At 39.0% G+C, this 13,756-nt stretch carries 13 protein-coding genes; 8 read left to right on the top strand and 5 right to left on the bottom strand.

The genetic code is table 11. The features are described 5' to 3' along the window. Positions 1–24 precede the first annotated feature (24 nt). The 3 genes from BSO02S_RS17590 to BSO02S_RS17580 all read right to left on the bottom strand — a co-directional run bounded on the left by BSO02S_RS17590 (position 25) and on the right by BSO02S_RS17580 (position 3,113). The gene (locus BSO02S_RS17590) at positions 25–642 is read right to left on the bottom strand and encodes an NUDIX hydrolase (RefSeq protein ID WP_066070290.1); all 618 of its coding nucleotides are present in this window, start codon (positions 640–642) and stop codon (positions 25–27) included. Positions 643–1,048: 406 nt separating this feature from the next. Next, positions 1,049–1,723 carry a YwrJ family protein gene (locus BSO02S_RS17585; RefSeq protein ID WP_066070287.1) on the bottom strand — a complete coding sequence of 225 codons (675 nt, stop codon included), beginning with the start codon at positions 1,721–1,723 and terminating at the stop codon, positions 1,049–1,051. 28 nt (positions 1,724–1,751) lie between these two features. Continuing rightward, the gene (locus tag BSO02S_RS17580) at positions 1,752–3,113 is read right to left on the bottom strand and encodes an arsenic transporter (protein ID WP_066070285.1); all 1,362 of its coding nucleotides are present in this window, start codon (positions 3,111–3,113) and stop codon (positions 1,752–1,754) included. 272 nt (positions 3,114–3,385) lie between these two features. Here BSO02S_RS17580 and BSO02S_RS17575 point away from each other — a divergent pair, with 272 nt between their 5' ends. After that, the gene (locus BSO02S_RS17575) at positions 3,386–3,892 is read left to right on the top strand and encodes a GNAT family N-acetyltransferase (RefSeq protein ID WP_066070282.1); all 507 of its coding nucleotides are present in this window, start codon (positions 3,386–3,388) and stop codon (positions 3,890–3,892) included. A gap of 99 nt (positions 3,893–3,991) precedes the next feature. Here BSO02S_RS17575 and BSO02S_RS17570 read toward each other — a convergent pair whose 3' ends face one another. Next, on the bottom strand, positions 3,992–4,210 hold the full coding sequence (locus BSO02S_RS17570; RefSeq protein ID WP_066070279.1) for a hypothetical protein: 219 nt from the start codon (positions 4,208–4,210) through the stop codon (positions 3,992–3,994). A 485-nt stretch (positions 4,211–4,695) separates the two neighbouring features. Here BSO02S_RS17570 and BSO02S_RS17565 point away from each other — a divergent pair, with 485 nt between their 5' ends. Beyond that, positions 4,696–5,937 carry an MFS transporter gene (locus BSO02S_RS17565; protein WP_066070276.1) on the top strand — a complete coding sequence of 414 codons (1,242 nt, stop codon included), beginning with the start codon at positions 4,696–4,698 and terminating at the stop codon, positions 5,935–5,937. A 196-nt stretch (positions 5,938–6,133) separates the two neighbouring features. Beyond that, complete coding sequence (locus BSO02S_RS17560; protein WP_142303753.1) at positions 6,134–7,552, top strand: hypothetical protein; 1,419 nt, start codon at positions 6,134–6,136, stop codon at positions 7,550–7,552. A 98-nt stretch (positions 7,553–7,650) separates the two neighbouring features. Here the strand turns inward: BSO02S_RS17560 and BSO02S_RS17555 are convergent, their stop codons facing one another. Beyond that, the gene (locus tag BSO02S_RS17555; protein ID WP_268876013.1) at positions 7,651–8,016 is read right to left on the bottom strand and encodes a YbaN family protein; all 366 of its coding nucleotides are present in this window, start codon (positions 8,014–8,016) and stop codon (positions 7,651–7,653) included. A 203-nt stretch (positions 8,017–8,219) separates the two neighbouring features. On the opposite strand from BSO02S_RS17555, the gene BSO02S_RS17550 reads away from it, so the two are divergent. The 5 genes from BSO02S_RS17550 (at position 8,220) to BSO02S_RS17530 (ending at position 13,724) form a co-directional block, all read left to right on the top strand. Continuing rightward, on the top strand, positions 8,220–8,675 hold the full coding sequence (locus BSO02S_RS17550) for a DUF2269 family protein (RefSeq protein WP_096190900.1): 456 nt from the start codon (positions 8,220–8,222) through the stop codon (positions 8,673–8,675). A 407-nt stretch (positions 8,676–9,082) separates the two neighbouring features. Further along, complete coding sequence (locus BSO02S_RS17545) at positions 9,083–9,991, top strand: sugar ABC transporter substrate-binding protein (protein ID WP_142303752.1); 909 nt, start codon at positions 9,083–9,085, stop codon at positions 9,989–9,991. A 6-nt stretch (positions 9,992–9,997) separates the two neighbouring features. Continuing rightward, positions 9,998–11,437, top strand: a complete 1,440-nt coding sequence (locus tag BSO02S_RS17540; RefSeq protein ID WP_066070264.1) for a sensor histidine kinase — start codon at positions 9,998–10,000, stop codon at positions 11,435–11,437. A gap of 1 nt (position 11,438) precedes the next feature. After that, positions 11,439–12,539 (top strand): response regulator transcription factor, encoded by a 1,101-nt coding sequence (locus BSO02S_RS17535; protein WP_066070261.1) that lies wholly within the window; start codon positions 11,439–11,441, stop codon positions 12,537–12,539. Between the two features lie 96 nt (positions 12,540–12,635). Further along, on the top strand, positions 12,636–13,724 hold the full coding sequence (locus tag BSO02S_RS17530; RefSeq protein WP_066070260.1) for a sugar ABC transporter substrate-binding protein: 1,089 nt from the start codon (positions 12,636–12,638) through the stop codon (positions 13,722–13,724). The last annotated feature ends 32 nt before the right edge of the window (positions 13,725–13,756 follow it).

Here is a 13,756-nt window from a genome sequence, read left to right as displayed (position 1 = left end):
GTTGAACAGAAGGGCTGGTTGTTATTAATCAAAATAAATGGGCTTTTGAGGATTTTTTAAATAGGTAAAAGCCATTTCAATTTGTGATGTTGTATTCCGAGCTGTTGAAAGCGGAGGCAATTCGTTTTCAGCAAAGAAATTCACATCACTTGTTTCGATGCCTTTCTTGGGCTTCCCGCCAATAATTTCACATTGAATAAATAGTTTATAAATGTGATAGGAAGAAGGCGGATGGGGATGACACTTCATATCCATGACAGCTAACAATTTGGTTGCTTTTACATCAAATCCCGATTCCTCTGCGACCTCTTTTACAGCCACTTCACTTGGAGCTAGTCCAATATCAGCCCAGCCGCCAGGTAACGCCCATAGGCCATCCATGTTTTCGCGGACCATTAAAATTTTCTCATCCTGAAAGACCACCGCCCGAATGTCTACTTTAGGTGTGGCATAACCAGTTTCGTTTGCAAATAAATCCTTGATTACAGTAGTTTCTATATCCGTATGTTGCGCTAAAATGTCTACACTAATATTTCTTATCGATTCAAATCTCTCCAAGTCATAGACATCGTTTGAATAAGTTAATCCGGCCTGTGCAATCGACTGAAGCTGCTTCGCCCATTCCAGCCATTTCGGTTCCATTCCACTCACCCCCTGCTTGTCTTATAATCCCTAATAATACCATATATATTATTAAACTTATTATTTGGGGCGACTCCTGTACTAGTTAGGAAAATAAAAGAAATAATAGTGTCCACCACTGGAAGACAAATGTACACGAATGGTGCCTGACACCAATCCCTAAAAATCAGCTTTTTTCCATGAACATTGTGTTGCGGTGATTCATATTTTATTATTAGGGATTGAAGGTGAATGTAAAGAAGGACCGCGGGGTTTGTGCCACGGTCAAAGATTGTATGGGAAGTAAGCGATAATCCATCTTAGTCGGTCAAACATGATGGATTATTTTTTTTGTCTTTTTCTAACCAAGCCATTCTCACCCCTGCCATCGTCTGAAATCAAACATGCCTAACACTAACACCAAAGGCTACGGTAAGTGAATTGTTTTAACATGCGCTAAATTACGATAAACCGTTTCCCTTTCAGCCGTAATAAGAATAAGTTTGTTACTGCGGACTTGTTGCAGTAAACCAATTTTTTCACTTTTATCGCCGCCATCGATGACCACCATTTGATTCACTATTTTTTTGCACTGTTCCTCAAACGATCTGGCGAGTGGAATCGAGGTAGGATGAACAGGGAGGTGCTGCTTGTCTAAAGAGTACGGTGTTGCATCCTCGGGATAGGGTGTCAGCCATTTTACATGATTCATCGAAATAAATAAGTTTTTATAAACAGGTGAGTAAAAGACGAAGTAATCGTTCATGATGCTCGTTAAATACCCATGAATGGATTTATTTCCTGTCACGTATACCTCAACAAACCGGCCCTTAGCATTCGTTAATATTTTCCGAAAGGATATCATTTGCGTTGCAGTTTCAAGCGGTTTTTCAGAAGGCGGATCGTACACTTCTTCATCTAGGATGAGCACTTCCTTTAACTGCTGAATATGAAAGGTTGGAATGTAGAGAAAGGTCCCACTTCTGCCGACATATAAAACAATGATATCTAACCCAGAATCGATTAAGATCCCTCTATACAAATTTCCTCCTGAAAGCTCAAGTTCAATGTTTCTACCGATTAATTCATTAAATTCAGTCATCGTAATTCTCCTTATTCCCTTAGTCTAGTTATTGAAGCATTCCACCAAAGATCCAAGTAACCCAATGCGATAAAATAATCAAAGTGAACAAAACAGCTGGAGGAATGACGACCGCGGTTATTTTTACATATTCAAACCAAGTAATTCGTACCTTCCCTTTCCTGACAATATGCATCCACATTAAGGTGGCGAGCGTTCCCATTGGCAGTAGCAATGACCCCATGTCACTGCCAATCACGTTGGCAAGATAAGCTACCTTCAGGGTAAGCGTGTCCAGGCCCATTTGAGTTAATGTCAGAGTACCAACCATAAGCGCAGGGTGGTTATTGAAGATATTGGAAAGAACCGATAGCAGGATACCCATCATGATACTCGCATGATGCAGGCTGCCGGAAACCATTGGACGCATGAAGGCAATCAGCCAATCCGTCATACCGATGTTATTCAACCCGTAAATAATGACATACATGCTAAAAGCAAAAACTAGGATATACCAAGGTGTTTTTTTCAGCATATCGTAGGGAGGTATTTTTAAATAAGCCCATCTCCAGCCTAAAAGGATGAGTGAACCGATGACGGCCATAACCGAGACCGGAATAGCTAAATACGATGCAACAAAGAGGCTGACACGGACGGCAAAGACGAACAGGAGAACATTCCGCATGAACTTAGAACGAGCTTTATCCGATGCGTAAATAGGTTCTTTTTTAAGTGGGTGGTAGGTTGGCAATGAAAGCCCGGATACTTTTGTTGGAACGGTTTTTGGCAGGACTTTGTAAAACCGTAGGAACAGAAGCCCGACTAGGAACAGGAGACCAAGTGTAGCCGGTACAAACATCATCGCGGTGTGCATATACAGGCTCATATCGACGATTTTAAGGGCAATTAGATTGACAATATTACTTACTCCTATTGGAGCACTTGATGCGGTGGCGATTAAACCGCCAGATAACAGATAGGGAATTTTTTGATGATTTTTTAAGCCCATATTGTTTAACAGCATGACAAGTATAGGTGTTGTGATTAAGATACTGCCATCGTTATTGAAAAAAAGTGTCATCAGAAAACATAAAAGATTGACGTACCAGAATAGGCGAATTCCTGACCCTTTTGATTTCGCGGCCAGCTTTTCCGCCACCCAGTGAAAAAATCCAAAACTTTCGAGGACGATGGCCATTACAATCGTAGCCATGATGGTAATCGCCGCGCCGCTAATTGTTTCGGTAATGACTCCGAGGTCAGATAATGTAACACTGCCGCTAAGGAAGACAAAAATGGCGCCAATTGTGGCTGGTATCGCCTCGTTCATTCCCCGTGGTCTCCAAAGAATAAGAATGAGTGTGACCACAAAGGATAATATCGTAATCCAGATCATAGGTTGTAAAAACATGGTGTTCCCCTTTCATTCTTGCTCGTGATTCATGATTTTTCATGAGACGGCTCTTCCTCCTCTAATCCTTTATTAATCCGCTCATGTCCCCCCCTTCCATCTATCCCTCTTGTCAGGTTGTACTTTATTTATATGTATCACGGTGTAGACGCGCTCTAGGTTTGTACCCTTTTCAAGCTAATTCCACAGAAATCTATATATTCAGACTTTAGTGTCTAATGGTAAAATAGAAAGAATACGCAGTGAAAAATGTTTGACGGAGGGGAATAGCGGTGAAAATTAGATTACTTGGCCCAGCAGATGCAGAAAGTTATTGGGTATTGAGATTAGAGGCATTACAACAAAATCCAGAGGCCTTTTTGTCCAGCTATGAGGAATCTGTAAAAAGAGAAAATCCTGTCGAACAGGTGGCTAGTAACTTTACCACGGAAGGAAACTATACATTCGGTGCTTTTGACAATGATGAACTAGTCGGGGTTGTCACCTTACTTCAGGAGGACCGGGTGAAAATCCAGCATCGGGCAAACATTTTTGCCATGTATGTCACCTCAAAGAAACAAGGTTTCGGCGTGGGGAGAGCATTGCTCACAGAAGCGGTCAATAAAGCAAGAAGTATAGAAGGAATTGAAAAAATTAATTTAACCGTAACCGCAAGTAATGAAAAAGCGAAGAAGCTTTATAGCCGATTAGGATTCAAAGCTTTTGGATTGGAAGAAAAAGCCCTCATCGTAGATGGCGTTTATTATGATGATGAATTTATGGTTCTGCATTTGAAGTAGAGATTGGGGGGATAGGGAAATACGGGTTATACGGATTACGTAAGCTTGAAAAACAAAAAGAACGAACATATTAAATATCATGTTCGTTCCTTAGTTTATTTACCTTTTTTTCTTTTTTGAATTATCTACAATTGGTTTATTACTTTTAACGGTTTCTAAAATAATTTGCACATGAATATTTTTTTCATCAATACTAGTAACGCTTGAAACTTTTCCTTTGCGGCCTTTGATGGTTAAATCTTCACCTACGGAAGGAACTCGTCTCAGCAGCTGGGTTAACAACTGATTTTTGTTTTCGAAAAAATGAACAGCAAACATTTTTGGCCTCACCTTATTTCTTTGGAATGTGTTACATAAAAATGCTTGTATTTTCTCCTTTATATAAAATATATGATTATCGTAAAATTTAGACCAAAAGACTAATATAAAAAGGCGGATGTAAAATTTAATGTAATTGGCAGTCAGTGGTAATAATAGGGGATAAAAGAATGAATAACTTCCCACAAAGTTACAAAAATTCCTTGTATCTCATAAACAAATAAAGTAATATAGAAATACGTGATTTCGGAAGGGTGAATTTAAGGCCAATGATCTACTAATCCCTATTTTGAACACAATTCGATAAAGTGAAGCTTCCATCGGTGGGAGTCATTCTGCCCGTTCATTCGGGATAAAACGAATAAATTTTCTTGGATAGGATTAGTACGGGCTTTTTTGATACAAACAAGGACAGATGGTGGAGTCTGACTTTTTGTTGCCTGTTGTACCTCCTATCCAGATTTATTGGATAAGGAGGTTTTTTTATGGAAAAAACAAATTCAGACATTACCATCGGTTCTTTGTTTCGGAATAAAGTAATCCGGACATTATTGCTCTCGACGTTTTTTTTGCAAATCGGTATTTGGGTAAGGAATTACTCAATCTTGTTATTCGTGGTTGAAAAGACCAATGAAGACCCAGTCGCAGTCTCGCTCATCTCTGTTGCTGAGTTTGCGCCCATCTTTCTGTTTTCCTTTATCGGGGGAACCTTTGCAGATCGCTGGCGCCCGAAGCGGACGATGATTTGGTGTGATTTCTTAAGCGCCATTTCCATCTTTGTTGTGTTACTAGCACTTGTCTTTGGCGGCTGGAAGGTTATTTTCTTCGCGACACTAGTTTCTTCTATTCTGTCGCAGTTTTCACAGCCTTCCGGTATGAAGCTGTTCAAGCTGCATGTAAAAGAAGAGCTCATTCAGATGGGGATGTCGATTTACCAAACCATCTTTGCGTTGTTTATGATCCTGGGTCCAGTCCTCGGTACCTTTGTTTACCAGCATTTCGGCATTGATGTCGCGATTGCGATTATGGGGGTTGCCTTCTTGCTTTCTGCCGGGATTCTGTTCTTGCTCCCGAAAGACTACGAGATAGAAGAGAAGGCCGAGAGTACGACAGTTATGCAAGAAATGAAGGCTGGTTTCAAGTATGTTTGGAACAGCCGGGCACTGACATTACTTGGCGGCAGTTTTGCTGCAGCGGGATTGGCGCTCGGACTTACCCAGCCATTAGCCGTTTTCCTAGTGACCGAACAGCTCGGTTTGCCAAAAGAACAGCTGCAATGGCTGATGGCAGCATTTGGAATTGGGATGATATTAGGCGGAGGTCTTACGGTGGGGCTGGCAAAAAACATCGCCCCGCAAATCCTGCTTGCGATTGGAATGTCGGTTAGTGCGCTTGGATTTATCGTGATGGGATTCTCTGATCTTTTCTGGCTGACTTTGACTGCGGAATTTATCAGTGGATTGTTCATGCCATGCATTCACATCGGGATCAATACGATGATTTTAAAGAACACCGATTCCGCCTTTATTGGCCGAGTCAACGGAATCTTAAACCCAATCTTTATGGGAACCATGGTCATAACGATGACAGCAAGCGGCTGGTTGAAGAAAACTTTCTCTCTTGTTGCCATGTATGAGACTACCGCCCTGCTATTCATTGTCGGCGTCCTTATCCTTGTTCCATTATTCAAGGGTGCAGCCGTTTTGAAAAAGAGCACAGAGGTTTAGTCAGTGAAAATTAAACGATAAGAATGGGGCTATCCAGTTATTTGGATGGCCCCTTTTTGACTTCCAACGGCGGATAACCAAACACACTTTTTCAATACTTGTGTTATAATAAACTCACAAAAGCGTATCGATAGACACGCTTGCATAATAAATGATGTTTACCCGTGTATTTATTATGATAGGGGGCTGAATGGAAATGAATAAAGAACTGATCATGCCAACAGAAATGACAATAAAGGATAAAAAGCAACTCGTAAAGGGTAATGTCATTCGAGCAGCCGTATTTGCCAGAAGCAAGGTAATAGAAGTGATGACTGCTGATAACGAAAGATATTATTTTATCTACTATAAAAATACCCTTATTTATGGGGATAAGCTTGATAAGGTAGAAGAAGGAACATTCATTAGTAAGGCGTTTTCCGAGGGTCTTGTTATCCAATCACCGCATCCGTTAGCAACCGCACTGATCCCCCACTTATCTGTTTCAATTCCGAATAAAAGCAGACTCTTCCCGCAACTCGAAATTCATTTTTCTCTAGAGGAAATGGCCTATATTGCGACAACACTTGACTCCTTTATTGAGAAGGAACAGTTGATCAAGACGATTGACAAGGTGTTTTTTCACTTCAGAAGAGACGGAAACTTTATGAAATCTTTTCAGGTCCTTCAAATGTTAAACAACTTTGCACCTGCATTTAAATCAGCAAAGGATCGTATGGGTTCACAAGAATTCCATTCCTACCACCATTTTTATCATTCCTCAAGTCTACCTGCCATCTTTAAGAAAGATCCACTTTATGTCGAAATCCATTGCTTCAAAAATCGTTCAAATCCAGAGGAACGAATATTGTTAGAAGAAATCCTAAGTAAACAAGATGGTTTAATTGGGTTATTGCTATGGCTAGAAACTGCCGATAAGCTTCAAGAGCCTAAATCCATAGAAAAATATACAGAGATTGCGTTAAGCTTTGTCACAATGGAGGAATGGATTCCAATATTAGGTGAGGTAAACATCAATCCGTTTTGCGAGTTACCCGAAACAAAATCAATTATCCAAAAAATGCTTCAAAAAGGTCATTATACACAGGCGGCCTTATGTTTATTGAATTTTATCGATGACCTGCCAGCTTCCTATGATGCATTTCTCAAAGAAATATGGGAAAACTCCGATTCAAAATTTGTAATTGCGCACTTTGATGAATTTATTAAATTGTTGCAGCACCTGCCCCATGATGAAAAATCAAAGCAATTGGAGCAAAAGGTTTTTCAAATTGCTGCTATTCTGCTTGAAGAGCATGACCTTAATACGGTCCATGAAAAACTTGCACCCATTCAAACGTTACATCCCGATTCAGAGGTGATTAGAAAAATCAATGAAATGTTCGAATTGGAAGAGAACCCCGACAGGATGATGGAATTAGGGGATTTTTATGCCGAGTTTAAACAATTCGACAAAGCGATTGATTGCTTCTTTTGGGAAATGGAACTACAGCCGCAGAATCCTTCTCCTGTCCGGAAAATCTGTAAAATGTATCAAAATAAAGGGATGGTCAATGAAGCTGCTGCCTACCAAAAGGTATATGCGCAATTAAAACGTAATCAAGAAACGGGCTGAGCACGCATCAATTGATTCTATTCAATAAAGTTGAAAGACATGTAAAACTAGAAGTGGGACCTTCCAATCATTTGGAAGATCCCACTTCAACGTTTGTCTTATTTGCCTTCAGCCTTCGCAACCTGTACAGTCTTTATTTTATTAAAAAAATAATAATACTTATATGAAATAACTAACAGCAGCATAATCCTCACAATAAGGCTGTCGATAAGGAAGAAAGGGATGGAGATCATCACGTCAGCAAATAGCAATATGGCAAGTTTCTGATTTAAGGTCATCGCTCGCTCATTAACGAAGCTCTCCAAATGACGTTTGTAGATCTTTGTCCCTTTGAACCAGCGCTCAAATCGTTTGGACCCTTTCACAAAGCAGAACGATGCCAAAAGTAAGAGCGGTGTCGTCGGTACTACAGGTAAAATAATGCCCAAAATGCCAATGCCGAGGGCTAAAAAGCCAATGATAATAAAGATAATTTTAATAATTTTATTTATGATACAAGCACCCTTTCAGGTATCCTATTGGTCCTAAGTTTTCTTACATTATACCATTTAACAGTGCGAGACTTAATGATGAAAAATGGACAAAGTCAGATTAGATATGTATAACATAAATAATAATGGGTTTTGTGGTAAAATGGGAGCATGTAGGTAATGGAGGTTGCATAAAGGTGGATACTTTCTATAGAGTCCTAGTGTTTATACATATTATTTCGGCAATCTTGGGAATGGGACCAGGGTTTATTTTAACAACCGTTGTTAAATCCGGGAAAAACATGACCGAATTGAGACATTCATATAGAATCAGACATAAGCTGCATATCTTTGTTATGGTAGGCGGCGTCCTTTTATTGGTCACAGGTCTAGGCATGGGATTAATGCATCACTATTTGTTTCAGATGGGGTGGTACGTAACAAGTCTCATTCTTTATTTGATCGCTCTTGCCATCGGTCCACTCGTCTTATCACCTAGATCAAAACCGGTTAAGGCCCTATTAGCCTCCCATACAGGCGAAGAAATCCCTGAAGAATATTGGCGTTTATCAAAAGTCCTCTTTCGATATGAACACCTTGAAAATGTGATTTTCTTGATCATTATTACATTGATGATATTAAAACCGTTCTAGGAATATGGTGCTAGTTTCATTAGGAACGAAAAAATATAGTTCCAACAACTATTCAAAACTAAACGAAAAAATCAGGTTGGTACGATTATGAAAGCCATCGACGAAAACTTAAAATCGGAAAAAATAAACCTCATTCAAAAGTAGGTTTATTTTTTTTTGACTGATTGCAGGTAACGATTAATAATCGTTACTTTACCCGAAGGAGATTAGAAGGTGGTTCCAATACACGCAAATAGTGTCGAATTAACAGAGATTCCGTTATATTTTGCGAATTAGAGGGTTTGCATTATCTTGCAGAGAAAATTATTCATAGATATCAGAGACAAAAGAATGGGGAGGGAAGGGTAATAAAAAAGAAAAGGATTATTATTGTATTCCTATATTTAGGTGGATTCATTACTTTATTTATGCTTGCAATTTTTACGTTTAAAGTGGTGCTGGTACACCCTAAAGTCCCTATCTATTCAGAGCCGAATGATACAGATATTTATCGAATCGTATTTATTTCGGGGGATTCGGGTAGTCCATTTTGGAATAAGGTTAAAGAAGGGGCACAAAAAGTGGCAAACAAGAATAAAGTGGCAATCGAGTTTAAAGAAACGTTTCAAGCTGACATCTTTGGCTACTTGAAAAATATCGACATGGCCATTTCTTCCCGAGTAGATGGAATTATTGTTCAAGGAAAAGAGCACCCGGAATTTATCCAAATTGTGAATAAAGCACTGCAAAAAGGGATACCGGTTATAACCGTTTTTACCGATGCACCGGATAGTTTACGTAAAACTTACGTGGGTCCCAATCATTATCAAGAAGGTATTATTTTGGGAGAACATATAGCCACTCAGATGGGAGACGGAGGGAAGATAGGGATTGTTTATGGTGATACACAGATTGGCTATCTTTCATTGAGAAAGCAAGGGGTAGAAAATGCTCTTGCGTCGAATTCAAATATACAAATATTAGATGTGTCAAACCATACCGCTGGTTCTCAGAACGGTTTGGAGGAAACGACGGAACTGCTGAACAATTACCCGGAATGCAGAGTTTTTCTCGGTTTGACTGAAGAGGCGACTAGTGGAATTGTCCAAGCTGTCAAAGGAAGGGGGAGACTGCAGGATTACTTAATTTATACCTTTGATCAGAATCCGGAGATTTCGGAACTCATTAACACCGGAGTGGTTTCCGCCGCACTAATGCAGAATCCAGAAGAAATCGGCGCTCAAAGTACAACCCATATGCTTAGATGGCTGGAAGGTATTGAGGTCCCCCTTGAGCCAAATTATTATACAAGCGTCCATTTGCTCGAAAAAAGGTGAGATACCATGAAAACAATCCGAAATAAGATTATATTTTTGTTTGCCGTCATATGGATCATGATTTCGCTTGTTTGGTTGTTAATGATTTATTCCAATCAAAAGACCATTGAAAATTATAATGAAATTTTACATAGGTATTTGCTGATAAAGGAGGTTTCTCAATTAAGTCAGGACTCAATTAATGCTTTAAATCACTATTTTATTAACGCGGCGGCTGACTCAAAAAATGAGTATTTGGTCTTGAGTGGAAAATTGAAAGAATCGCAAGAAAAGCTCATTGGTTTAAGAAACCAAAACAATATCATATCTCTTATGAATTACGACAACATGATCAAAAGTCAGCTAGAATCAATGGAGCTTGCAGCCTCATTCTTTCAAAAAAGAAATGATACGAAGGCATCATTTCTTTTTAATGAGGCAGCGAAGACTTCAACGTATATTTCTGAAACGACACTTTTACTTATAAATGGAGAATTAGAAACTTACGTTAATCTTTACAAGAAAATCATTCAGCAAAGCAAGGACTCAGTATTGTTAAGCTTTTTGACCTTAGCATCGACATCATTTACTATTTTATTGATTTTTTTCAAATTTTCCAACGAAATTACCCGCCCTATCGTAACATTAACGGCTGCCGCCAGGGAAATATCCCGTGGGAATTTTGAACAAAGCATCACTATTCGAACAAATGACGAAATAAATTTTCTAGCCAGCACCTTTAATCAGATGAGGATCAACCTAAAAAAGTTGATTGCCGAAATGCAGATTAAAGCAAAGGTGGAACGCGAATTGCAGGAACATAAATTGCTTTTAAAAGAAAGCGAATTGAAAACCTTGCAAAGCCAAATTAACCCACATTTTTTATTTAATACCTTAAACACGTTAGCTAAGAAAGCCTATTTAGAAAATGCAAAAGAAACGAGCAACTTAATTATCTCGGTGGCCGATTTGCTTCGCTACAATTTAAAAAGCATGGATAATTCTACAACAATCAAAAACGAAATCAAAGGTTTGGAAGATTACCTTACTATTCAAAAAGCACGATTTGAGGAAAGGGTCCAATATACAATCGATGTCGATGAGGAGTGTCTATCAGTTAAACTGCCGAGCCTCACTCTGCAGCCCTTCGTCGAGAATGCTTTAATTCATGCAATTGAACCTTTCCCAGAAGGCGGCGACATTGCCATCCGGATTCGAAACCAGGGAATACAAAACATTATTGAAATTGAGGACAACGGACCGGGTATTCCGCATGATACCATACAATCTATCATTAAAGGGGAACCGCAAAAAGAATATAAAGGACAATCGACAGGTATTGGGATTCATAACGTCATCCGCCGCTTACGACTATTTTATGGGATAGATGACATCATAGAAATTGAAAGTATTGTTAATCAAGGGACGCGCATTATTTTGCGATTGCCAGAACAGAAGGGAGATTAAAATGATTAATATTCTCATTGTTGATGATGAACGAGTGGAGAGAATGGCACTTAAACAAATTATTGAGCAAGGCATGGGAAATATCAAGATTGTAGGCGAAGCGGAAAATGGCCTGAGAGCCATTCGTTTGGCTGAAGAACTGAAACCCGATCTTATTTTGATGGATATTCAAATGCCAGGGATGGATGGTTTGGCAGCAATTAAGGAAATTAATAGGAAGAATTCGGCCATCCAATATATTATTGTCTCCGCATACGAAACATTTGAGTATGCAAGACAAGCGTTACGTTTGGGAGTAAAGGATTATTTGCTTAAACCAAGTCGAATAGACACGATTATTGAAACGGTTCAAAGTGTAACAAAACGAATTCAGCGGGAAAAAGACGAAAGCAATAGTAGAAAGCAGGAGAAAATAAAGATTCAAAAGTTGCAGCAAGAGTTTCATGAAGGCAGCAGGCGGGCGCTTGAGACGGAAAAAAATATCCTGGAACAATTACGACAAGGGAACGGGAAGGTGGTTCAAAAGCTAGTATTGTCATTCGTTGAATATTGTGAGGAAACTGGAAAAAGCATTTCTGAGACACATCAAAGGCTGCTTCGAATTGTATTATTAATTTCACGATTTTTAAATGATATAGGTATTGAAATCGAAACCCCTTTTTTTTCTCTTCAAGCGACCAATTATCAGCAATTGAATACTGAAAGCCGATTGGTATTAGAAAAAATGCTTAAATCATTTACTTCAATGAAAAATGAAATCTCACCAAATATATTTCAAACAATTAAACAATTTATTGTAGAAAATTCACATAGAGAAATTAGTTTAGAAATTGTTGCAGCACAAGTAAATTTAAGCCCCTATTACGTTAGCAAGCTATTTAAAGAGCATAGCGGAACGAACTTTATCGACTTTTTAACAGAATGCCGAATAATGAAGGCAAAGAAACTGATGTTGGATCCTTCCAAAAGTTTAAAGGAAATTACCTTTGAGGTAGGCTTTCATGATCCAAGCTACTTCAGCAGAGTATTTAAAAGAAGTCACAATATTTCTCCAACTGATTATAGGAAAAAATTACTAATCAAACACCAAAAAGTCCTATAGATAACAAGAATGTACAAGGAAATCATCTTTGTAAGCGCTTTAAACTTGGTACAATTATATTTGAAATATTCAAAGAGTATAGGAAGGTACAAAGGAATGAGTGTAGCTTGGAGAAAAAATATCCTAATTTTTTTGTCCTTGATTTTTATTATTTTCTCTACAGCATGTACTGACGCTGCTACTCAGACGACCAGTGAAAAGGCGGACGTAAATACAGAGACAGGCAGAAATGAAGAAAAGAAAATAACGATTGGATTTTCGATGGACACATTACGGGAAGAACGGTGGCTGCGCGATCGTGATTATTTGGTTGCGAAAGGAAAGGAACTTGGCGCTGAAGTGTTTGTGGAAGCGGCTGAAAGAGATGATGCCAAGCAAATTGCTCAAGCAGAAACCTTAATTAGCAAGGGTGTAGATGTGTTGATTGTTGTCCCGCATAATGCAGATGCAGCTGCAGCAATTGTGGAAAAAGCACATGCGGCGGGCATCAAGGTGATTGCATATGATCGTTTGATTACCAATTCAGATATCGATTTATATATTTCTTTTGACAGTATCTTAATTGGTGAACTTCAAGCTAAAAAGGTTGTAGAGAATACACCAAAGGGAAAATATGTGCTCATTGAAGGAGCTAACACTGACTATTCCTCCCATTTATATAGACAAGGACATATGAACATATTGCAGCCACTGATTGAAAAAGGGGATATTGAGATTGTATATAGTCAGTGGACAAAAAATTGGGATCCAGCTGACGCCCTGTCTAATGTGGAAACTGCTCTGAGAGCAAATAATAACCAAATTGATGCAATTATAGCGGCGAACGATGCTACGGCTGGCTCGGCAATCCAAGCATTGGCGGGACAGAATCTGGTAGGTAAAATTCCGGTGAGTGGGTTAGATGCGGAACTTGCTGGGTGCCAGAGGATAGTTGAAGGAACGCAATTAATGACAGTGTATACATCAATCAAAGATATGGCGGAAACAGCAGCGAAAGTAGCGGTAAAGATAGCGAAAGGTGAAAAAATCCACACAAATGCTTCAGAAAATAATGGAAAGATAAATGTCCCGACAATTTTGCTTGAACCTGTTGCGGTAACGAAAGAGACAATCGACGAGACTGTAATTGCCAAAGGCTTTCACAAGAAAGAGGAAGTATATAAAAACGTAAAAAAGGACGATTAAAGGGGGTGACAAACTATTTTTCCATTATTAGC

Origin of the sequence: Neobacillus soli NBRC 102451 (assembly GCF_001591665.1) — a bacterium.
GTDB classification, from domain to species: domain Bacteria; phylum Bacillota; class Bacilli; order Bacillales; family Cytobacillaceae; genus Neobacillus; species Neobacillus soli.
The sequence above is the reverse complement of the archived record's forward strand: the minus strand, read 5'-3'. Positions and strand labels throughout refer to the sequence as shown.

Excerpts from the sequence above, each read along its gene's own strand:
- BSO02S_RS17560 (WP_142303753.1), top strand. The coding sequence starts at position 6,134 with ATGAATAAAGAACTGATCATGCCAACAGAAATGACAATAAAGGATAAA.
- BSO02S_RS17590 (WP_066070290.1), bottom strand. The coding sequence starts at position 642 with ATGGAACCGAAATGGCTGGAATGGGCGAAGCAGCTTCAGTCGATTGCA.
- BSO02S_RS17545 (WP_142303752.1), top strand. The coding sequence starts at position 9,083 with ATGCTTGCAATTTTTACGTTTAAAGTGGTGCTGGTACACCCTAAAGTC.
- BSO02S_RS17570 (WP_066070279.1), bottom strand. The coding sequence starts at position 4,210 with ATGTTTGCTGTTCATTTTTTCGAAAACAAAAATCAGTTGTTAACCCAG.
- BSO02S_RS17565 (WP_066070276.1), top strand. The coding sequence starts at position 4,696 with ATGGAAAAAACAAATTCAGACATTACCATCGGTTCTTTGTTTCGGAAT.
- BSO02S_RS17580 (WP_066070285.1), bottom strand. The coding sequence starts at position 3,113 with ATGTTTTTACAACCTATGATCTGGATTACGATATTATCCTTTGTGGTC.
- BSO02S_RS17585 (WP_066070287.1), bottom strand. The coding sequence starts at position 1,723 with ATGACTGAATTTAATGAATTAATCGGTAGAAACATTGAACTTGAGCTT.
- BSO02S_RS17535 (WP_066070261.1), top strand. The coding sequence starts at position 11,439 with ATGATTAATATTCTCATTGTTGATGATGAACGAGTGGAGAGAATGGCA.
- BSO02S_RS17540 (WP_066070264.1), top strand. The coding sequence starts at position 9,998 with ATGAAAACAATCCGAAATAAGATTATATTTTTGTTTGCCGTCATATGG.
- BSO02S_RS17530 (WP_066070260.1), top strand. The coding sequence starts at position 12,636 with ATGAGTGTAGCTTGGAGAAAAAATATCCTAATTTTTTTGTCCTTGATT.